This window comes from Oribacterium sp. WCC10 (assembly GCF_900113415.1).
In the GTDB taxonomy this organism is placed as follows: domain Bacteria; phylum Bacillota; class Clostridia; order Lachnospirales; family Lachnospiraceae; genus Oribacterium.
Map to the genome: position 1 here is coordinate 171,589 of NZ_FOPH01000002.1, position 22,633 is coordinate 194,221.

The following is a 22,633-nucleotide window of genomic DNA, read 5'->3' on the forward strand; positions in this document are numbered from 1 at the left end:
TATACATCAGATATCGCAGTTTCCGACTGTTCTTGGGAAAGGAAGGACATCACGGATGTTTTGAATACCTGTGATGTACATAACTGCTCTTTCAAAGCCAAGTCCGAATCCGCCGTGACGGGTTGTTCCGTACTTACGGAGATCAAGATAGAACTTATACTGATCCATCTCCATGCCCATCTCATTCATTCGTGTAACAAGCTTGTCATAATCTTCTTCACGCTGTGAACCGCCCATGATTTCTCCGATACCCGGAACGAGACAGTCAACTGCGGCAACAGTCTTTCCGTCAGGATTCTGCTTCATGTAAAATGCTTTGATATCCTTTGGATAGTCGGTTACGAATACCGGCTTCTGGAAGTGCTTCTCTGTAAGATAACGCTCATGCTCTGTCTGAAGATCAACGCCCCATGATACCTTGTACTCAAATTCGTCGTTGTGCTCCTCAAGAAGCTTGACGGCATCTGTGTAAGTGATACGGGCGAAATCGGAATTCATAACGTGAGTAAGACGCTCGATAAGTCCCTTGTCAACAAACTGATTGAAGAATGCCATCTCTTCAGGAGCATTCTCAAGAACATATTTGATGATGAACTTGATCATATCCTCTTCGCAGGCGATAACATCATCAAGATCTGCAAATGCCATCTCGGGCTCGATCATCCAGAACTCTGCAGCGTGGCGCTGAGTGTTGGAGTTCTCTGCACGGAAAGTAGGTCCGAAGGTGTAGATGTTTCTGAACGCCTGAGCATATGTCTCACCGTTAAGCTGCCCTGAAACGGTAAGTGAAGTTTTCTTTCCGAAGAAATCCTGTGAATAATCGATCTGACCATCCACCATCGGAGCTCCATTGATGGGAAGAGTGGTTACCTGGAACATCTCGCCTGCGCCCTCTGCGTCAGAAGATGTGATAAGCGGTGTATGAACGTATACAAATCCTCTCTCCTGGAAGAATACGTGAATCGCATAAGCGATGAGAGAACGTACGCGGAATACAGCCTGGAAGGTATTGGTTCTAGGACGAAGATGTGTCATCGTGCGGAGATACTCAAGTGTATGTCTCTTTTTCTGAAGAGGATAGTCTGGAGTTGTAGCGCCTTCAACAGTAACCTCTGTAGCCTGAAGCTCGAACGGCTGCTTAGCCTCCGGTGTGGCAACAATTCTGCCCTTCACTATGGCTGCGGCGCCAACGCCAAGCTTGGCAATCTCAGTGAAATTGTCCATGTCATCGTGGTAAACGACCTGAAGCGGTGTGAAAAAAGTACCATCTGAGATGACAAGGAAACCAAACTGCTTGGAATCACGATTGGATCTTACCCAACCGCCTACGGTCACTTCCTTATCATAGAAGGCCTCTTTATTTTTGAATATTTCTCTTAAAGCAGTAACTTCCATAATATTCCCCTGTTCTTATTTAAATATCAATCGAGACCAGGTCTCGATTGATTAATGATTATACTTTAAACGTTGTGTGTTTTCAATGTTTCTTAACATTGGTTTCGTTGATTTCAGATGCATTTTCTTAAAAATCACGAAAAAAAATTAAAACCGACAAATAATTTATCATTTATGGATAAATTAAATTGTGAAAAAGCTTTATTTATGGTTAAAATTACCATTTTTGAGTTAACAGAGAGGGAATCCGGTGCTATAATTAAGAAAGCTTGAAATTTTTTACACTTTTATAACTCTAAGAGGTGATGACGTGATTAAAAAAGAAATGATCGCCATGCTGCTTGCTGGCGGCCAGGGTTCGCGCCTTGGTGTACTTACAAAGAATGTCGCAAAGCCTGCAGTTTCCTTTGGTGGAAAGTATTCTATCATTGACTTCCCACTCTCAAACTGCATCAACTCCAGCGTTGACACTGTCGGTGTACTGACACAGTATAAGCCATTACGTCTGAATGCCCATATCGGAATCGGTATTCCATGGGATTTGGACCGTAACAGAGGCGGTGTAACGATTCTTCAGCCGTACGAGTCTCAGACCGGTGCTGACTGGTTTTCGGGTACGGCTAATGCTATCTACCAGAACATCGAGTATATCGATAACTACTCTCCGGAATATGTTCTGATTCTTTCAGGCGATCATATTTACAAGATGGATTATGAGGTTATGCTCGAGTATCACAAGGCTATGAATGCTGATTGTACGATAGCATCCATGCCTGTTCCTATGGAGGAGGCAAGCCGTTTTGGTATCACCGTTACAGATGAGAATAACCGTATCATAGATTTCCAGGAGAAGCCGAAGGAGCCAAAGTCAAATCTTGCTTCCATGGGTATATATATTTTTTCATGGCCTATCCTGAGAGAAGCTCTCATCACAAACAAGGATGTTCCGGGAGAGGATTTCGGTAAGCATATCATTCCTTACCTGTTCCAGGGCGGAAAGCGCATCTTCGCTTATGAGTTTAACGGTTATTGGAAGGATGTAGGAACACTTCAGTCCTACTGGCAGGCAAACATGGAACTTGTAGCCATCATTCCTGAGTTCAATTTGTATGAGGAATACTGGAAGATCTACACAGATACAAAGAATCCTGCACCACAGTTTATTTCTGAGAATTCACATGCAGAGAGATGTCTCATAGCGGAGGGCTGTGAGATTCACGGTGAAGTTCATAATTCTGTTATCGGCGAAGGTGTTAGAATTGAGTCCGGTGCAGTTATCACAGATTCTGTTATCATGTCAAACGCGGTTATCGAAGCCGGTACTGTGGTTGATAAGGCAGTTATCGCACAGAACGTTAAGATAGGAAAGAATTGTGAGATTGGTACAGGTGAGTTTGCCGAAAGTGTTTATGATAAGAGAGTTTACAATGCTGACCTTGTAACAGTTGGAGAGAATTCAGTTATTCCTGACAACGTGAAGGTGGGCAGAAACACCGCTATCTATGGCGTAACAACAGCAGAGGATTATCCTGACGGATTACTCGCAAGCGGCGGAGCAATCATTAAGGAGGACAGCGAGATATGAGAGCGATAGGTATTATTTTAGCAGGTGGTAACAACAAGCGTATGAGAGAACTTTCAAATAAGAGAGCCATCTCGGCTATGCCTGTTGCAGGTTCATTCAGAGCTATTGACTTTTCACTTTCCAATATGTCTAACTCACATATTCAGAAAGTAGCCGTATTAACACAGTACAATTCAAGATCACTCAATCAGCATCTGTCATCCTCCAAGTGGTGGGATTTCGGACGTAAGCAGGGCGGTCTTTATGTATATACACCGACTATTACAGCAGAACACAGTGACTGGTTCAGAGGTACTGCAGATGCACTTTATCAGAACCTTGAGTTTCTGAAGTCATCACATGAGCCGTATGTTATCGTTGCTGCCGGTGATGGAATCTACAAGCTGGATTACAACAAGGTTCTCGAGCATCATATCGAGAAGAAGGCAGATATCACAGTGGTTGTTAAGACCATGGAGCCAAACACAGATGTATCAAGATTTGGTTGCGTTAAGCTCAATGATGACGGACGTATCGTTGACTTCGAGGAGAAGCCTATCGCTACAGATGCCACAACTATTTCCTGCGGAATCTACGTAGTACGCAGACGTCAGCTTATAGAACTTCTTGAGAAGGCACACGAGGAAGATCGTACGGATTTTGTTAACGATATTCTTGTTCGTTATAAGAATGTTAAGAGAATCTACGGATACAAGCTTGAGACATACTGGTCTAATATCGCATCTGTGGAGTCTTACTATAAGACAAATATGGATTTCCTTAAGAGGGATGTGCGTGACTATTTCTTCCGTACATTACCGGGAGTATATACAAAGCTTGAGGACAATCCTCCTGCAAAGTACAATCCGGATTGTAATGTCCGTCATTCAATACTTGCAAGTGGATGTATCGTAAACGGAACTGTAGAGAATTCGGTTCTGTTCCGTAAAGTATATGTAGGAAACAACTGTGTTATCAAGAATTCCATTATCCTCAATGATGTTTACATCGGCGATAACACTGTTATCGAGAACTGTATCGTAGAAAGCCGCGATACTATCCGCGCAAACACTACATATATCGGAAGCCCGGATGATATAAAGATTGTAGTTGAAAAGAATGTTAGATATCAGATGTGACTTATCCGCGTTTCGTAGAAATGCGGATACCGCCCGGCCGGAGGGAACACCAGCCCATTAAGATTTGCTCTGCGATGGATGGTGCTACATGACAGGTCTCTTAAGAGGCCTGCCGCAAGTGTCGAGGCTGGTTTCGGTTGCAGACCGAAATCAAACGAAAATGCCCGCGCGAAGCGCTGTGATATGGCATTTTCTCTTTATAAATCTAAAGACATGACCGAAGATGTGACAACCAGTGGTCAGAGAAGGGAGCAGTATGCAGGTAACAGACGTGCGGATTCGTAAGGTGGATAAAGAAGGCAAGATGAAGGCCATTGTTTCCATCACTTTCGATAACGAGTTCGTGATTCATGACATTAAGGTAATTGAGGGAGAGAAGGGGCTCTTCATCGCTATGCCGTCAAGAAAGACTGCTGATGGGGAGTATAGAGACATCGCTCACCCGATCAAGTCATCTACAAGAGATTCTATACAGAGCATCATACTTGATAAATATCAGGCTGAGATGATTTCAGAGGCTGAAGGATTCTAAGCATTGATGCGTGTATAGATAGGGAACAAAGAATTGTATCCCGGCTAAAGATTATTACTGGAGTCGCTGTATTTTTGCAGCGGCTCCTTTTCTGTGGTGAAAGTATCCTCTATGCGATATTGAAAGCCCTTTTTACTTGATTTTATAGGAAGTAAAATATAAAATTCACAAAAGTTGCATGGAGATTATTGCACTGCAAAGTGTTTACGATATATAGGAGGAGTTATAATGTATCTGATTGCCGGTCTCGGAAATCCGGAAAGAAAATACGAAGGCACACGTCATAATGCAGGCTTTGCTGCGATTGATGCGCTGCTTGATAAGCTTGGAGGACAGAAGCTTAATGAAACAAAATTTAACGGAGCGTATACAAAGGTCCGTTATGAAAGTTCAAAAGGAATGGAGCAGATTGTCATAGTAAAGCCACTTACATATATGAACCTTTCGGGAAACTGTATTGCTCCTTTGGCTAATTTTTATAAGATAGAACCTGAGCATATTATTGTTTTTTCTGACGATATAAATCTTGATGTGGGACGCATGCGAATAAGAGCTGCGGGCTCTGCGGGTGGACATAACGGTCTTAAATCCATCATATCATGCCTTGGCTCTGACAAATTCGGAAGAATCCGGGTCGGCGTAGGGATGAAACCTGATAATATGGATCTAGCGGTGCATGTTCTTGCCAGATTCAACCAGACTGATGAAAAAGTTATGGAGGAGATGTATGAAGAGGCGGCATCTGCGGCACTTGACATTATCGACAATGGTTTAGAACATGCCATGAACAGGTATAATTCGATGAAACTGTAAAACATACGAAAAGGAAGGCACATGGTTAATCCGTTTTTACGAACAAATTCTTATAAGGAACTGCAACAGGCGCTTCAGGAAAGGAGAGGGCCACTGGCTGTGACTGGCACTGTTGATCCTGTAAAGGCACAGATTCTGGTGGCACTTAACAGTGCAGCTCAGGTATCGGCTAAGAATGCAGGGGTGAAATTCGGCGGAAGCTGGAAACTCATGGTGGTTAAAGATGAGATGACCGGCAAGCAGTTCGTAAAGGATATCCATGCATTTTCTGAAAATGCATGGTACTATCCGGCAAAGGATTTTCTGTTTTATCAGGCGGATACTCAGGGTACACTCATAACAAGACAACGTGTGGAAGTTCTGAGGCATCTTATGGAGGATGATGGGGGAGTTATAGTTGCAAGTATTGACGCTCTTATGGACAAGGTTCTTGAAAAAGAGAAGTTTACTGAGTCGGTACTTCGTATAAGCCCCGGTATGGTCATGGAGATGGAGGCACTTACACAGAAGCTCACCAATCTTGGCTATGAAAGAATGACTGAGGTGGAGGCTATGGGAGAATATTCTGTTCGCGGAGGAATAGCGGACATTTACCCGTTCACGGCAGAGAATCCTATCCGTATTGAATTCTGGGACACAGAGGTTGATAATATTCGTTCCTTTGATGTTGACAGCCAAAGATCCATTGAGTCTTTGGAAGAAGCTGAGATATATCCGGCATCTGACAGGGCCAGGGCTAAGAATGGCGAAGAAAAAGAAGTGAGCCTTCTTGATTATTTTGGAGAGGACTCAATCTTTTTTCTTGATGAACCTGACAGATTGAGAGAGCGTGGAGAGACTGTTGAGACTGAGTTCAGAGAAAGTTTTGAAGCACGCCTCACTGAGATGCAGAAACATGCCAGGCTTACAGAAATGCTTGAAGCAAACGGAATGGGTGTACAAGATGAGAAGGATCCTGACAAACTTATCTACAGCATAGACAACATTATGGACAGGCTTTGCGATGGCAGGACAGTGGCATTCAGTACGCTCGGTACTAATTTAAGCAGGATGCAGACTGCCTTATCATTCCGTTTTGATACCGGTGAGGTGGTGCCATATAAGTCCGGTTTCGAACTTCTGATAAAGGATCTTAAACATTGGCAAAAAGAGAACTATGAGATAGTACTTTTGAGCCCTTCAAGAACCAGGGCGTCAAGACTTGCCCAGGATTTGAGGGATTATGAACTCCGTGCGTATTGTCCGGATACCGGGGATTATGGTGGAGAAGCGAAGAATGCAAAATCGGGGGAAACCGGTTATCGTGCAGCAGGAAACGCAAGTGACGGTTCTTTGCGTGTGGCCAGGGAACAGGCAGAACGAGGAGCTATTCAGGTTAGATTCGGAGTTCTGAACAGTGGATATCAGTTTCCGGCTGAAAAGTTCGTTCTCCTTACCGAAGGAGATATGTTCGGTAATGCCAATGTTGTTCGTAAGAAGCGTAAGCAAAAGAAATTCGACGGACAAAAGATATCAAAGCTCAGTGAGCTTTCTGTGGGAGATTATGTGGTACATGAAGATCACGGTATAGGTATCTATAAGGGTATTGAGCGTATTAAGTCTGAAGGAGTGACCAAGGATTACATTAAGGTTGAATACGGTGATGGAGGTAATCTGTACCTTCCTGCAACGAAGCTTGAAGGAATACAGAAGTATGCAAGCCAGGATATAGGTAAGGCTCCGAAACTAAATAAGCTAAACGGAAATGAGTGGCAGAAGACCAGAAGCAGGGTGCAGCATGCGGTCAAGGAGATTGCGAAGGACCTTGTGAAACTATATGCTGCACGTCAGAGTGATTCCGGATATAAATATGGGAAAGATACCATATGGCAGAAGGAATTTGAAGAAATGTTCCCTTATGAAGAGACCGCGGATCAGGAAATAGCAATAGATGCCACAAAGGCAGATATGGAAAGCCATAAGATCATGGACAGACTTATTTGCGGAGATGTAGGTTACGGCAAGACTGAAATTGCTCTTAGAGCGGCGTTCAAAGCGGTTCAGGATTCGAAGCAGGTTGCATATCTGGTTCCTACCACTATACTTGCCCAGCAGGTATATAATACATTTGTGGAAAGGATGAAGGGCTTCCCGGTAAACATTGCCCTCCTTTGCAGGTTCAGGACTCCTCAGCAGATCAAAAAATCCATTGAGGATGTAAAGGCAGGAAGAGTCGATATAGTTATAGGTACACACAGGCTTCTCAGTAAGGATGTTGAGTTCAAGGATCTTGGGCTGCTTATCATTGATGAGGAACAAAGGTTTGGAGTCACACATAAGGAGAGGATAAAGAATCTTAAAAAGAACGTTGATGTCCTTACACTTTCGGCAACGCCTATTCCAAGAACTCTTCATATGTCTCTTGCCGGAATCAGAGATATGTCTGTTCTTGAAGAGCCTCCGATTGATCGTCAGCCTATCCAGACTTATGTTATGGAGTACAATGATGAGCTTATACGTGAAGCTATATCCAGAGAACTGGCCAGAGTTGGACAGGTGTATTACGTTTATAACAGAGTTAACAACATCGCTGATATAGCGGGACATATTCAGAAGCTGTGTCCGGAAGCGAGAATTTCCTACGCGCATGGACAGATGTCCGAGAATCAGTTGGAAGACATCATGCTTCAGTTTATAAACGGGGAGATTGATGTTCTGGTTTCTACCACGATTATCGAAACGGGACTTGATATTCCGAATGCCAACACGCTCATCATTCAGGATGCGGAGCGTATGGGACTATCACAGTTGTATCAGCTTAGAGGTAGAGTTGGAAGATCAAGCCGCACGGCATATGCATTTCTGATGTACAGACGCGGGAAGATGCTGAGCGAAGAGTCTGAAAAGAGGCTGAAGGCTATAAGAGAATTTACCCAGCTTGGGTCAGGAATCCGTATAGCCATGAGAGATCTGGAGATAAGAGGTGCCGGTAATGTTCTGGGGGCTGAACAACATGGACATATGGAAGCAGTGGGATACGATCTGTACTGTAAACTGTTAAATACCGCAGTTATGGAGGAGAAGGGCGAAGCTAAGGAAGAAGCTGAGTTTGATACACAGATAAATTGCGATATAGATGCATTTATTCCGGATTCGTACATATCCAACGAGGCCCAGAAGCTGGATACGTATAAGCGTATATCTTCCATCACCGGAGATGAAGATTTCAGTGATATTCAGGACGAACTTATCGATCGTTTCGGAGAACTGCCGGTTGAGTGTGAAAATCTTCTGTACATCGCAAAGCTTAGGGTTCTTGCTCATCAGTGCTACGCAACTGAGGTTGACATTCAGAAAGGTATGTTCAAGATAGTTCTGGATTCAAAGGCTGACATAAAAGTTGATGCTATCCCCGAGGTGGTGAAGGAGAATCACGGGCATCTGCGATTCTCCGGAGGCGCTGTTCCTATGATGGTGTTCAGACAGAGTACAAGAGAGAAAACGTGGACGATAACTGCAACCATGGAGCACCTGGAGAATACCCTTAGAAAAATCAAAAAAGCTGATACTGATGAAGCTATGATTAAGTGAAGATTACGTTTATCTGAACATTGATGTAAAAAGGGGTCAAAAAGGGCTGAAAACCACGCAATTATGCGGTTCTTAGTTGACATGATGGATTTATAAATATATAATTTCAAGCGTGAAACAAAGTAAAAGATACATCGGTAACCTGTCGTTTCAGGAAATTTAAATCTGATGGTATTACGGAGGAAATTAACATGAATAGAGTGGAGTTAGTAGCAGAGGTTGCTAAGAAGGCTGATCTTTCTAAGAAGGATGCAGAGGCTGCAGTTAAGGGCGTATTTGACGCTATTGCAGATGCACTTGCAAATGGAGATAAGGTTCAGCTTATCGGATTTGGTACATTCGATGTTGCTGAGAGAGCTGCTCGTGAGGGTAGAAACCCAAGAACTGGTGCAACAATGAAGATTGAGGCTTCAAAGGCTCCAAGATTTAAGGCTGGTAAGGCTCTTAAGGATAAGGTTAACTAATTCGGGTTTTGAACTCAAAACATGTTTTATAAATTAAGTTAACATTGAAGGATGGTTGCTTTGCAGCCATCCTTTTTTGGACAGGAGGGTATTGCCGGAGTGTGGCGTGATGAGGCCGTTATCCCTGCGAAACCTGACTTGATATAAAGGATTGGAGATTTATGCGTTTAGACAAATACCTCAAAGTATCAAGACTGATAAAGAGACGTACCGTTGCCAATGAGGCATGTGATACAGGGCGTGTAACCATTAATGATAAGGTGGCAAAAGCGGGGACGGAAGTTAAGCTTGGTGATATTATCGAGATTTCTTTCGGAACCAGGTCGGTTAAGGTAAAAGTTACTGCTATTCAGGAAACAGTTCATAAGGAAGACTCAAAGGATATGTATGAATATATCTGAGTTATGTCGGCTCGTTCCTTGATATTTGGATAGCATGAGATTATAATCCAAGTTAAGGAGTGAAATATGAGAAACAGACGTAGAAATAAGAATACTGTATCAAACCGTCTGGCAATCATCGGAATAACGATAGTTGTACTGTTCATTGCGCTTGCCATACATGCGCGAAGCGTGACATTGAGGGAACAGGATCATAATTATCAGCTTCAGGAGGAAAGTCTTCAGGCTGATATAGAAGAGCAGCAGCGACTTTCGGAAGAGCTTGAACAGAAAAAGGTCTATGTTAAGACCAAAGAGTTCACTATGGAGAAGGCCAGAGAGATATTTGGCCTTAAGATGCCGGATGAAATCATCATAAAACCGGACGCGCAGAAGTAAATTGAGACATAAAGAGAGGGCTTTTGCCCTCTTTTTCTATATTACGGGTTAATGAAATCGGAGTTTATTGGTATAATGGTAGTTATGGAGACAAAACATACGCATGTAAACAGGACTAAAATGGATAAGCAGATGCTGGTGATAAGGGATTATATCTTTAAACACCGACTGATAGATAAAGGCGACTGTGTACTGGTAGGGCTTTCCGGAGGACCGGATTCGGTATTTCTTCTGTATGCATTAAAGATGTTAAGAGCATCGCTTTGTTACAGACTGTTTGCAGTGCATGTACATCATGGAATACGTGGTGAAGAAGCTGACAGAGACATGAGGTTTTCTGAAGAACTCTGTAGGGAGTGGGATATTCCATTCCGGACATGCTATGTTGATGCCCCGAAAGCGGCAAAAGAAAATGGTATGAGCCTTGAAGAGGCTGCACGAATACTAAGGTATGATGTATTTGAAAACGTCAGGAGAGAACTGGAAAGATACGGGGATTTTATAAGAGAAGGCAATTTCAGATACGAAGAAGGCAAAAGCGATATAAAAGCTGATGACGCTGGTTTAAGTTATCTTCCGCTTGAAGATAATACAGAGAAGTTTCATTGCAGGATCGCTGTGGCGCATCATATGGATGATCAGGCTGAAACGGTGCTTCATAATCTGGTGAGAGGATCAGGAATAAGAGGGCTTGCCGGTATGGGACCTGAAAGAGGATTTATCATCCGGCCATTGCTTTCGATAAAGAGAGAATATATACTGAGAAAGCTTAAAGATGAAGGCATTTCATATGTTATAGATTCTACAAATCTCGATGTACAGTACACCAGGAACCATATCAGGAATGATATCCTTCCGGAGCTCAAAGAAATCAACCCCGAAGCCGGTGCACATATAGCGCACACAGCCGAGATGCTGAGAGAAGCGGATGATTTCTTCGCAAAACTTGCCGAAGAGTATATTGAAAAAAATGCTGTGGCAGAGGAGGCAGAAGGAATGACACTTTCGCTGCCTGTTGCCGGACTTAAGAGCTATCCGGAGATAGTGAGACGGTATGTTATGATCGGGCTGGTACGACGTATGGGTACACCGCTTAAGGACTGGAGTTCGGTGCATTTTGGAGATATGGATCGTCTGATACACGGACCCGGTAATGCACATTTGGATCTACCGTACAGGATGAGTGCCGATTATCGAAAAAAGCATCTGATTTTGAAGATAAATCAGGATATTTTGAGTGTTAAAAGGAGAAAGAATAATGGCGGAACATGTAAGAGTTCTGATTCCTGAGGAACAGATCAATGAGAAAATCATAGAGATTGCGGATAAGATTTCAGAGGAGTATAAGGGAAAATCATTACATCTGATCTGCATACTTAAGGGTGGGGCCATGTTCATGTGTGAGCTTGCCAAGAGACTTCATGATGTTGATGTATCCTTTGATTTCATGTCTGTTTCAAGCTATGGTGCAGGAACAACCTCAAGCGGTATAGTAAAGATCGTTAAGGATCTTGATGAGCCATTGGAGGGAAAGAATGTCATGATCGTTGAGGATATCATCGATACAGGACATACACTTAACCATCTCAGCAGACTTCTTTTGGAGCGTAAACCGAATTCTATTGAGATTTGTACATTGCTGAATAAGCCTTCACGTCGTGAAAAGGAAGTTCCTGTAAAGTATTCATGCTTTGAGATACCTGATAAGTTTGTGGTTGGCTATGGCCTTGATTATGATCAGAGATATCGTAATCTTCCGTTCATCGGAGTGGTAGAGTTCGATAAGTGATGCTACAGGCATCTTGTTGAAGTAAAGATGTAACATGGCGGATCGCCCCGGTGATCCGCTTGGTTTTGCCAGTTGTTGTGTTAGGGAAGAGTGTAGAGCTTCATGGGAATGAGTGAAATCAACTGGGATTCACTGTATACTGCGGGTACGGATGACTATCGTTCGCCGTCAGAGCAGAATCCCGGTGATACTGTGAAAATCCGATTCAGAACTAAATATCAAGATGTGGATGCTGTCTACATTTATTTCCACGAGACTGATACCAGAGAGCGTATGAGACTCATATTCAGTGACGATTGTTTTGACTTCTATGAGTATCAGGTTGTTGTCGGAAATGCTATGCTGAGTTACAGCTTTTTTATCGAAAAGCAGGGTGAGGCATTACACTACAACCAGCTTGGAGTGTCTGACGATATGAATCCGCAGATGTCGTTTCACCTGATGCCGGGATTTCATGTTCCCGACTGGGTGAAGGGCGCGATTATGTACCAGATATTTATAGACAGGTTTTATGACGGTGACAAGAGCAACAATGTTATAGATAACGAGTACATTTATCTTGGAAGAGCGGTCAAGGGCATCAAAAACTGGGAAACTCCTGTTGAGCCTTTTGATGTACACAGGTTCTATGGCGGTGATCTGAAGGGAGTTATGGCAAAGTTGGATTATATCCAGTATCTGGGAGTTCAGGTCATATATTTTAACCCGCTTTTTGTATCACCGTCCAACCATAAGTATGATATACAGGACTACGATCATATAGATCCGCATATCGGCAGAATCGTCAGGGATGGAGGCTCCGTTATCGAGGACTGGGAGACAGATAATGCCCGTGCAACAAAGTATTCCATCAGGACGACCAACATTGAAAATCTGGAAGCGAGTGATAAACTGTTCCTGCAGTTTGTGGAGGAATGCCACAAGAGGGGGATGCGTGTAATCATAGACGGAGTATTCAACCATTGCGGTTCCTATAACAAGTGGATGAATAAGTCCAATTTTTATAATTACAGGGATAAGAGCAACGATTATTTTGCGGGAGCATATCAGCTTAAGGACAGTCCTTATCATAACTACTTTGCATTCGGGGATAACAGTGATGAGGCATGGCCCAAGAATAACACATACGAGAAGTGGTGGGGTAATGATACTCTGCCAAAACTGAATTACGAAGGTTCGAGAGAGCTGGAGGAAAAGATCCTTTCTGTCGGTAAAAAGTGGGTAAGTCCACCATACAGTGTTGATGGCTGGAGACTTGATGTTGCAGCGGATTTGGGGCATACCGGTGATTATAACCATCTTTTCTGGAAGAAATTCAGAAAAGTGGTGAAGGAGGCGAATCCGGATGCAGTCATACTTGCTGAGCACTATGGAGACCCTTTCTGGTGGCTTCAGGGAGACGAGTGGGATACCATCATGAATTATGATGCTTTCATGGAGCCTATAACCTGGTTTCTGACCGGAATGGAGAAGCATTCCGATTCAAGAAACGAAGGACTTAAGGGGGATGGAAAACAGTTCTTTGCCGCTATGACATATCATATGTCTCGTATGCCGGAGGTATCAGTACTGTGCTCTATGAATCAGCTGTCTAATCATGATCACAGTCGTTTTATGACCAGAACCAATATGAGGGTCGGACGCATAGCGACTGAGGGCTCAAATGCGGCTGATGAGGGCGTTAATGTGGCTTTATACAGGCTTGGAGCCATGATGCAGATGACATGGCCGGGAGCTCCAACGATATATTACGGAGACGAGGCGGGGATGAGCGGCTGGACGGAGCCGGATTCCAGACGACCGTATCCATGGGGGCATGAAGATCTTGATCTCATAGAGTATCATCATTATCTTTCCAGTGTTCATAAGAGGTACAATGTATTCAGATACGGTTCTGTTATGAAGATCATGGCAGGATATAATTATGTAGTATATGCGAGACTGTATAAGAGCGAAGTGGTGATTGTAGTTATTAACTGTGGTGAGGAGGAATTCTCTCTGCAGATTCCTGTGTGGCGTACAGGGATAAAAGAGGACAATCAGATTGTCAGACTGCTTCTTACGGAAAAAGAACGTTATAATGCCGGTCAGACAAAACGATATCCTGAGAAGGGCATGTATAAGTGTACATGTCGCGCTTATACGGGCAAGATATACTACTGCAATCTGGCAGTGCATAACAAGTGATTGTGGGATACAACAGAAGAAATCAGGCTGAAAAAATAAAAATCAAAATAAAAATCAAAAAAATTATATCTTTTGTTGACAAAGGGGGTTTGGTGGTGTAATATAACACTCGCGTCACCGATAAGCGGTTCGCGAAAAACCTTCGCGGGTGTAGTTCAATGGTAGAATGTCAGCCTTCCAAGCTGAACATGTGGGTTCGATTCCCATCACCCGCTGAGTTGCCCAGATAGCTCAGTTGGTAGAGCAGAGGACTGAAAATCCTCGTGTCACTGGTTCGATTCCGGTTCTGGGCACTCAGAGAGATAATTGAATCAGCGATAACATTCACACTGGTCGGTTGCCTCTTTCAAATAGTTTTGCTCTTCGCAGAAATGAACGTTGAGCAAGCATTATATGCGCGAGTAGTAGAGTGGTACTACGTCGCCTTGCCAAGGCGAAGATCGCGGGTTCGATCCCCGTCTCGCGCTCTTAACACCCTAGAGAGATTCTCTAGGGTGTTTTTTGTTAACTCGCGAATGAATATTCGATTTGCCGTTACGCATGATTCCGGATAGTGGGACGTGACATTGAACTTTGCAAAGGAATCCGGTTGGGATCATAAGTCTCGTCCGCCGGGCCGGTCGGTGCAAAGCGTCTGCCAGAGGGTGTATAGCGCCTTCCGTCTTGTGCTTCTATAGGCCACTGATGTCTTGGAAGGCTCGTATAGAAGCTCTTAAAAATGTTTTAAAACCAGTACAATCATGATAAAATGAAGCTATATAAGTTGCAGTTTGACCCAGTACACCAGTGTGAGGTGAAATCATGAGTAAGTTTTGTGAAAATTGTGGTGCAAAACTTCCTGACGATGCAATGTTTTGCGAGAATTGCGGGGCTAAGGTAGATTTTGCGGCAGATAATAGCGTTAATGATTCTATGGGCGGACATGATGCGGGCGTGAATAATAATGGATCATCATGGCAGTCATCGAGCAGTAACGTGAATTTCCAGGGATCGTACAGACCTGAGGGAGGACCGGCTCCGTCGTCAACACCTCCCGGGGGATCGGGAGGCTTTACGCAAGGACCGGGAGTACCTAACGGTAACTACTATCAGCCTCCGGCCAAGAAGGGCGGATTCCCGGTTGTTATATTTGCCGGTATAGGTGCTGCGGTTGTGTTGCTTGCAGGTGGATTTGCTGCATTTAATCTGCTTAAGGGCGGAGGCGATAAGGGAGTAGTGACGCAGGAGACAATCGCAAAAGAGAGCTCTGCGGACAAAACCGGTTCTTCCGGCGGTAAGGGCAACAACTCTGAAACAGGAGGTGCCAAATCTGATGTAAAGGATTCTTCGGCTAAGGATACGGGAGACGCTTCGAAACTGAAGGTGCCTTCGGGCGTAACCATAAAAGAAGACGCAAAACTTGCAGATTTGATAGGTGAGTATGAAGGCGAGATGCAGGTTACTGTCTGTGACGGATATGAATCTGTGGAGGGGGTTCCTGACGATTTTGAAGAAGAAAAAAAGAAAGCGATGGCTGCGCCTGTTGAGTGTACGCTTGAAATAGATAAGGACGGTAACTGGAACCTTGAATGGGACTTCATGGGCGGCATGAGCTTCGATAGTGATGAATATGATGATCCAAATGAGCTTACTGATGAGCAGATAAAGAATCTGAGGATAAGTGAGGTGGCTGATGGTATTTATCATGCCAGACTATCTCTTACCGGAGACGTGGACGGAGAGCTGAGTGAGATGCATATCGATCATATCGGTGCTTACTGTATATCAGGAAGTGATAAGCAGATAGTTGGCAATATGCTTATGATCGGAAAGATGTCAGGCGCAGAGGTTACTGTTGGCGGAGACTTTACGGTTAAAAAGACAACGGAAGACGTTAAACCGGATGAAAACGGCAATAAGGGTAAGGGTTCCGGTAAGGATAAAATAAAAAAGAATGAAGAACTGCTAAAAGGTGCGAAAAATTCTAACAGCGGAAAAAACAGTAAAGAAAAAGAAACTGAACCTGAGACTGAAGCAAAGCGGGAGATCGGCACGATTACAGGCGGACAGTGGACCAAGATGAAGAGCGGTGCCTGGATATATGAGAAGAACGGACGTCTTGTCAAGGATACCTGGGTGCAGGATAAAGGGAAATACTATTATATTGATGAAGACGGCTACATGATGACCAACGGTTACACTCCTGATGGATATTATGTAAAGTCCGACGGAAGCTGGGATCCGGATGTAAAACAGTTGGGACAGGAAGACTCGAAAAAGAGCTCGGGAAATGATCCTTCCGAAAACTCTATCACAGGAGGAGAATGGGACTATCTTCAGGATGGTGCGGTTCTGTATATGGATTCCAGAGGTGAGTATGTGAGTGATCAGTGGGTAGAGTATAAAGGCAAGTATTACTATCTGGGACCTGATGAAACTCTGATAAAAAACAACTATTCGACTGATGGTTACTGGCTGGATGAGAATGGTGCCTGGAGCAAATCTGTTCCCAGACGAAATGATGATCCTGCGCTTAAGAATGGCTCATATGTAGGCAATGTCTCTACCTGGAAGATAAAACTTCAGAGCGGCAATGCTTATGGAAAGGCAACATTTAGCTATACTTCATTTGGCGGTAAGGAAGAGTATACACTGGAGTCGGTAGGGCATGGCGTCTATATTGCAACATCTGATGACGAGTCTGACTTTAAGGCGCTGATGTCGGTTTCTTCTGACGGTAAGACCTTAACTGTTTCTCAGGCTGGAATCACAGAAGAGTGTAAGCTGAAATAGTATGGGAGTGTTATTTGCTTAACTGATATTTTGGTTTTTAGCAGTGTGTAGCTTGAAATTCAACAAGGCGTTATGATTATGAGCGATGATGTATGCGGCTCAGAAAATGACGCCTTTTTCATTGGGGAGGATCATATGAGAATTGATTCGGATAGTATAAAAACAGGAATAAACAGAATGTTCAGGGGGGCTGCAGCAGCGGCTGTGACGGTAGCTATCCTTGCCGTGCAGCCTGCGTGCACTTATGCCGGAGTTACATATATGCCTTATGTTACTGCAGAGATGAATACAGCTGATTACTGGCTGTCATTACAGGGCGGTAATGTTGACGGGGTGCTTGCAGATGCTGCTGCTATAAAGCGTATCAATGCCGATAATTGTGCCAATGCAGCCACCAACATGAATGATCTTATTAATTATGACAAGACTATTGATACTGATAATCTGAATGAGAATCTTCTTAAGTCTTCAATGGAGGAACTTAAGGCATATCAGAGTAAAGGCTACTATGATCAGTATGGCAACAATCTGACTGATGAACTGATTGAGAGCATTGCGGCTAATACACAGAGCAGAATGGGTACTATGTCCGGAGCGCCAATGTACGGGATAGTTGTGAAGAGGACTTTACAGACGGCATTTCCTACCACGACAATCATCACGGATGAACAGGGCGATCTGAACTTCGACTACAATACTCTTTCAGCTGTCAGAGTGAACGAACCGCTTATCATTAAGTCGGTTTCTGCTGACGGGTTATGGTACTATACATTATCTGTAAACTGCTATGGATGGGTGAAAGCGTCCGATGTGGCTATATGCGCTTCAAAAGTTGAGTGGGAGAATGCGTGGAATATCCCGGATAACAGGGTTTTGGTTGTTACAGGAAATAAAATACATCTTTCGGAATCCAATACAAATCCGGCGACATCAAATCTTATGCTTACCATGGGAACGGTTCTGGAAATGGCTCCTGAAGGCTCCTACGGAGCCAGAGTTACAAATCGTGCGACTATAGGAAACTATGTTGTTTATATTCCGGTAAGACGATCAGATGGAAGCTATACAAAGGAACTTGCGCTTGTGAGTGCCAATGCCGATGTGAACGAAGGATATCTTCCTCTGACAACAAGGAATATAATTACGGTGGCATTTAACATGCTTGGAGAAACATATGGATGGGGCGGAATGCTTTCGTCCAATGACTGTTCAGGATATGTGGGGGACATATACAGATGCTTCGGACTTGTGCTTCCGAGAAATACAACATGGCAGGCGGCGTCCAATGCATTTGGCTTTGACGTTACTGATTGTTCCGACGAACAAAAAGCTGCGATACTGAATAATATGCCGATAGGAAGCGTTCTCTTTTTCAAGGGGCATGAGATGATGTATCTCGGGACAGTCGGAGGAAGGTATTATGTTATCAGTGCTGTGAGTTCCATAGGTTACTATGCGGGTCCTGGCGTTATGAGAACGAGGTCTGTTATGATCAATACTTTGGATACAGAAAGGGCAAACAGAACCACCTGGCTAAGAAATATATATAAATTGCAGATTCCTTACATGATGTAAGTGAAGGGGGGTTTGAGACATCGATTCAACCAAAATGTAAAATATTGATCTTTCTGATTTGCAGAAAGATATTCCAAAAGTTAGTATTTTAAAATTTTGATAGTGAGCCATGGTTAAATCGGGCGAAATATTTGAGAAAAAGGGCTCAAATAATAATTCCGATTTTAACTGTGGCTTAATTTTTGCGCTGATTTATAGAATTATACGTAGAAAAAGCATTAAAAAGAAAATGAAATAAGATATTTTTTCCGGAAATCGCAGAATTTCGTAATTACAATCCTTTTCTCTATTTATTTTATTGTGATGATATCTTTAGAAAAATTATTACGTTTTTCTGCAAATTAAGGTTTATATTAAGTGATTTATATGTATAATTATTACATGATAATTACATTGATCGTGATTGGTGATATTTAGGGATGTAATTGGATTTTGAAATGCTCAGGGGTGAAACAAGTGTTTCAAAAGTCAGAATTATGTAAGGGGATCAGTAAAGTGAAACAATATGAGGTTCGTGGCAATACAGTCAGGGCTGTGGATGCGGAGGAGATGAGCGCTGCAAGCAGTACTGTTGTTATTGAACAGAGAGGTCATAGAGATCAGATACATCTGTACCGTACGGGTAGCGGACAGATCAGGATGGAATATACAAAAGACAAAAGTGTAATTAAACCTATCTTTCGTTGCATTCCGGCTGTGGTTATAGACAGGATATGTTATGTGGCACTTGTGATCTCGCTTATAGTGATATTTGCATCTTCATATCAGTGCATAAGTCTTGATACCAAAGTTTCAACAAGACTTGCAAGTATAGAACGTAAGCGCAGTGAGCTTGAAGATCTTAGACTTAAGAATGAAGAAATTCAGTCACAGATAAACAATGCGCTTGATCTTGATGCTATATATCGCGAAGCGACTGAAGTTTACGGTATGGCGCTTCCTAGTGAAGAGGATGAAGTGATTGTTTTTGAAAAGGGCAATACAGGTTATGTTCGTGCCCGTGATGATCTTCCGAAGAACTACACTGAGGATTCAAGTGTTACAGTGCTGCTGATGAATGAGCTGTCCAGGCTCCTCAATAAAAGCTGAGTATTATGAATAAACATAAAAAGGGGGGTGTCCGTTTGGACATCCCTTTTTGAATACTGATGACGAATAAACAAATGGCATGGGGGGATGTTTCTCTGCGGAAAGGGAACAGGATGATATTTCTCATAATACTTATGAAATGTATTAAATAAAAATAATTTCCACAAAATAAAACTTTACAAATATATCATTTGCTGATATCATAAGTATAACAAAAAAAGAAAAGTCAACAGAAAAGTTCATCTGACGAGAAAGGGTGAAGGGCCGGTTGACAAAAGTGTAGGAGATGAACCTACGAAACTAGATCGAAGAAAGTAAGAGGTACAAAGCGATGACACCAGATCAGTCAGTCGATAGTATCCTCTGGACCGCTTAAAAAAGAAGAAAAACATGAGAACATCATCGAACCGTACATTCGATGAGGCAGTTCAAATCATTAGAGAAGTGCATCTTCGGATTATTTCTTAAAAGTCCAGGTGATATTATCGCAGAAGAGATCGGCATTGAAGGGTTATCAAAAGGATAGCTAAATAGAAAAGTGTAAATTAGTTGAAGACCTTTAAGGGAGGTCATAGAGTCTTAAGAATCTGAAAAGAAGAATACTTTGAAAGATTAAAAAAGAAATTCAAGTAATAAATAAAAGCCGATCGACAATTGAATATCAAAACTGAATAAAGAAATAATCTATTTATAGATGATATCCATAAGATATAAAAGTTCTATCGAAGAGATATTAATAAAAGTAAATAGAAATCTAAGAAACGAGGTACAAACCGAAGTACAATTAAGTAAGGAAACTCGATAAAGAGTTTCAGGGTGTATTTAGTAATTAGGTAAAAATATGGGGCTACCGGAAGGTAGCCCTTTTCTTTTGATTTATTTTAGCGGTGGTTCCTGATTTCGGGAACCGCCGACGAATGTTGTTGATCTGATAAATGCTCATATGAATGTATTGGAGTTATTCCATACGTGCAAGTTCGCGACGCACTCTCTTTATCACGAAAGAGTATGAAACTGCTGTAAAAGTACCGGCGGCTATCCATGCGGCAGGATCACAGAATACTGCAAGCTGGAAGCTTGTGAGATGCATGGCTATAAGGGCTACTATAAGTCTTGCGAAAAACTCGACCACGCCCCCCATCATAGGAAGGAAACCGTGTCCGCAGCCCTGCATGGCATTACGGAAGATGAATATGAAGCTCAGTGGGATGTAGAACATGATAACTGTATGATTGTATGTTCTTGCCCATGGCATCATAAGTGATATGGTGTCGAGAACTTCTCCGTCTGTAACGGAACCGGTGTTGGCAAAAAACAGAGACATTACCGGTTTCAGAAGGAATACACAGAGTATGGCAGCAAGGATGGCGTATGTGACTTCGATAACGATGGCGGCATGTACGCCCTTGTTTATTCGGTTACTGTCACGACATCCGTAATTCTGACCGCAATAGGTGGCAACAGCCTGTCCCATGGCTAGCATTTCCTGAACCATAAGGCTGTTTAGCTTGTTTGCAGCGGTATAGGCTGCAACTGCGGTTGAGCCGAAAAGGTTGATTGCGGATTGCATTACCATGGTTCCGGAAGCTGTGATGCCAAACTGAAGCGCCATGGGAACGCCTACAGCCATCTGATGCTGGGTGTCTACACGATTGATGTGCCAATCCTTTTTATCAGGCCAAAGCACAGTTGCCTTCTGGTGAATGTATACGAGACAAAGGATTGCGGAGATTCCCTGAGAAAGATTAGTGGCCCAGGCTGCACCGGCAACGCCCATCTTTCCTACTATAATAAAGATAAGATCCAAACCTACATTAAGACATGCACTGAATATAAGAAAGTAGAGAGGAACTTTGCTGTTTCCTATGGAACGTATGAATGCTGAGAATAGATTGTAGTAAACGCTGCATACAGTTCCTGCACAAATGATGGTGATGTAAGTAAGAGAATCCTGATAAATATTAGCCGGAGTGTTCATAAGATGAAGTAATGGTCTCATGAGGGAAACAGAAAGAAGTGTGACGATGCAGATGACTATAAGAGCAAGAAGTATGCCGTTTGCAACGCTTCGCTTGACTCTTTTATAGTTTTGGGCGCCGTAAGACTGTGAGGTCAGTACCGTAAAACCTGTACAAAGTCCCTGGGAAAAACCGAGAACCAGAAACATGATGTTTCCTGTGGCTCCTACAGCGGCCAATGCATCAGAGCTTACAAAGCGGCCAACGATGATAGTGTCTGCCATGTTGTAAAGTTGCTGAAAAACATTGCCTATAAAAAGGGGAATCATAAATTTGAGAATAATGGGAAACGGGTTTCCCTTCGTCATAGTTACTTCCATAAAACCTCCAAATGAGATACAAATCCAAATAACAAACGAGCATTATAATATGTTGTTGTTGAATTTCCAATAGAAATGAGCATTTTTCTTTTAAAAACAATCAAACTCTTAAAACTTAGTAATCGCACAGGTAAAATTAATGTTGTATAATAAGTATTAAAAGCAGACAGAATGGAGCAGGATATTGAGAGATTGGAAATCGGATGTCAAAGCAGCATGTGTGATCGTGGCGTTCTATCTCATTCTGGAGATGGTGCTTGGTATCACCTGCCCGTTTAAATTTTTGACAGGTATATCAGACGCCGGCTGTGGTATGAGCCGTGCATGGTTGTGTGTACTGCATTTTGACTTCAAAGGTGCGTTTTATTATCATCCTCTGTGGATATTGCCTGTGCCAGCTGCGGCAGCAATGCTGTTTAAGGACAGGATGCCGGAGAAAATCTACAGGATGTTCATGGGAATGGTTGTGGCGGCATTTCTCATTATCTATGCATATCGCATGATATTTATGCCTGATCAGGACATAGTTGTTTTCAGGCCCCGGGAGGGATTTATCTGGAGAAGTGTGAGAGCTGTTTGCGTTTTTATAAAAGCGAATATTTAGGCGTCCCTGGATTTACGGTATAG

17 protein-coding genes and 3 tRNA genes are annotated in these 22,633 nt (G+C 42.9%); 18 read left to right on the forward strand and 2 right to left on the reverse strand.

The features are described from left to right. Positions 1 to 6: 6 nt before the first annotated feature. The gene (asnS, locus tag BM294_RS02095; protein WP_091204415.1) at positions 7 to 1,395 is read right to left on the reverse strand and encodes an asparagine--tRNA ligase; all 1,389 of its coding nucleotides are present in this window, start codon (positions 1,393 to 1,395) and stop codon (positions 7 to 9) included. Between the two features lie 310 nt (positions 1,396 to 1,705). Here asnS and BM294_RS02100 point away from each other — a divergent pair, with 310 nt between their 5' ends. The 17 genes from BM294_RS02100 (at position 1,706) to BM294_RS02185 (ending at position 19,668) form a co-directional block, all read left to right on the forward strand. Beyond that, on the forward strand, positions 1,706 to 2,980 hold the full coding sequence (locus BM294_RS02100; RefSeq protein ID WP_091204416.1) for a glucose-1-phosphate adenylyltransferase: 1,275 nt from the start codon (positions 1,706 to 1,708) through the stop codon (positions 2,978 to 2,980). Continuing rightward, positions 2,977 to 4,098, forward strand: a complete 1,122-nt coding sequence (glgD, locus tag BM294_RS02105; RefSeq protein WP_091204418.1) for a glucose-1-phosphate adenylyltransferase subunit GlgD — start codon at positions 2,977 to 2,979, stop codon at positions 4,096 to 4,098. Before BM294_RS02100 ends, glgD begins: the two co-directional genes overlap by 4 nt. 256 nt (positions 4,099 to 4,354) lie before the next feature. Next, positions 4,355 to 4,630: a septation regulator SpoVG gene (gene spoVG / locus BM294_RS02115; RefSeq protein WP_091204421.1), complete on the forward strand. Its 276-nt coding sequence runs from the start codon at positions 4,355 to 4,357 to the stop codon at positions 4,628 to 4,630. A 228-nt stretch (positions 4,631 to 4,858) separates the two neighbouring features. Beyond that, complete coding sequence (gene pth, locus BM294_RS02120) at positions 4,859 to 5,443, forward strand: aminoacyl-tRNA hydrolase (RefSeq protein ID WP_091204422.1); 585 nt, start codon at positions 4,859 to 4,861, stop codon at positions 5,441 to 5,443. A gap of 21 nt (positions 5,444 to 5,464) precedes the next feature. After that, on the forward strand, positions 5,465 to 9,013 hold the full coding sequence (mfd, locus tag BM294_RS02125; protein WP_091204424.1) for a transcription-repair coupling factor: 3,549 nt from the start codon (positions 5,465 to 5,467) through the stop codon (positions 9,011 to 9,013). Positions 9,014 to 9,204: 191 nt separating this feature from the next. Further along, positions 9,205 to 9,477 (forward strand): HU family DNA-binding protein, encoded by a 273-nt coding sequence (locus BM294_RS02130; RefSeq protein WP_091204425.1) that lies wholly within the window; start codon positions 9,205 to 9,207, stop codon positions 9,475 to 9,477. Positions 9,478 to 9,638: 161 nt separating this feature from the next. Next, a complete protein-coding gene (locus BM294_RS02135) occupies positions 9,639 to 9,878 on the forward strand; it encodes an RNA-binding S4 domain-containing protein (protein ID WP_091204426.1) in 240 nt (79 codons plus the stop codon). Positions 9,879 to 9,944: 66 nt separating this feature from the next. After that, positions 9,945 to 10,256, forward strand: coding sequence for a hypothetical protein (locus BM294_RS02140; RefSeq protein ID WP_091204427.1), 312 nt, complete (start codon positions 9,945 to 9,947; stop codon positions 10,254 to 10,256). 120 nt (positions 10,257 to 10,376) lie between these two features. After that, positions 10,377 to 11,546: a tRNA lysidine(34) synthetase gene (locus BM294_RS02145; RefSeq protein WP_207648039.1), complete on the forward strand. Its 1,170-nt coding sequence runs from the start codon at positions 10,377 to 10,379 to the stop codon at positions 11,544 to 11,546. After that, positions 11,515 to 12,045: a hypoxanthine phosphoribosyltransferase gene (hpt, locus tag BM294_RS02150; RefSeq protein WP_091204430.1), complete on the forward strand. Its 531-nt coding sequence runs from the start codon at positions 11,515 to 11,517 to the stop codon at positions 12,043 to 12,045. Before BM294_RS02145 ends, hpt begins: the two co-directional genes overlap by 32 nt. 102 nt (positions 12,046 to 12,147) lie before the next feature. Beyond that, positions 12,148 to 14,232 carry a glycoside hydrolase family 13 protein gene (locus tag BM294_RS02155; RefSeq protein ID WP_091204432.1) on the forward strand — a complete coding sequence of 695 codons (2,085 nt, stop codon included), beginning with the start codon at positions 12,148 to 12,150 and terminating at the stop codon, positions 14,230 to 14,232. A 144-nt stretch (positions 14,233 to 14,376) separates the two neighbouring features. Then, a tRNA-Gly gene (locus BM294_RS02160) sits at positions 14,377 to 14,447 on the forward strand. A 5-nt stretch (positions 14,448 to 14,452) separates the two neighbouring features. Beyond that, positions 14,453 to 14,525 (forward strand) — tRNA-Phe (locus BM294_RS02165). A gap of 102 nt (positions 14,526 to 14,627) precedes the next feature. Then, positions 14,628 to 14,699, forward strand: a tRNA-Gly gene (locus BM294_RS02170). Between the two features lie 334 nt (positions 14,700 to 15,033). Then, entirely contained in the window at positions 15,034 to 17,004 is a 1,971-nt protein-coding gene (locus BM294_RS02175; protein WP_091204434.1) for a zinc ribbon domain-containing protein, read from the forward strand. Positions 17,005 to 17,139: 135 nt separating this feature from the next. Next, entirely contained in the window at positions 17,140 to 18,579 is a 1,440-nt protein-coding gene (locus BM294_RS02180) for an SH3 domain-containing protein (RefSeq protein ID WP_175494422.1), read from the forward strand. A 495-nt stretch (positions 18,580 to 19,074) separates the two neighbouring features. Continuing rightward, complete coding sequence (locus tag BM294_RS02185) at positions 19,075 to 19,668, forward strand: hypothetical protein (protein ID WP_091204438.1); 594 nt, start codon at positions 19,075 to 19,077, stop codon at positions 19,666 to 19,668. Between the two features lie 958 nt (positions 19,669 to 20,626). Here the strand turns inward: BM294_RS02185 and BM294_RS02190 are convergent. Then, entirely contained in the window at positions 20,627 to 22,006 is a 1,380-nt protein-coding gene (locus BM294_RS02190; protein WP_091204440.1) for an MATE family efflux transporter, read from the reverse strand. Between the two features lie 184 nt (positions 22,007 to 22,190). Here BM294_RS02190 and BM294_RS02195 point away from each other — a divergent pair, with 184 nt between their 5' ends. Then, positions 22,191 to 22,610, forward strand: a complete 420-nt coding sequence (locus BM294_RS02195) for a DUF2752 domain-containing protein (protein ID WP_242944391.1) — start codon at positions 22,191 to 22,193, stop codon at positions 22,608 to 22,610. Positions 22,611 to 22,633: the final 23 nt, after the last annotated feature.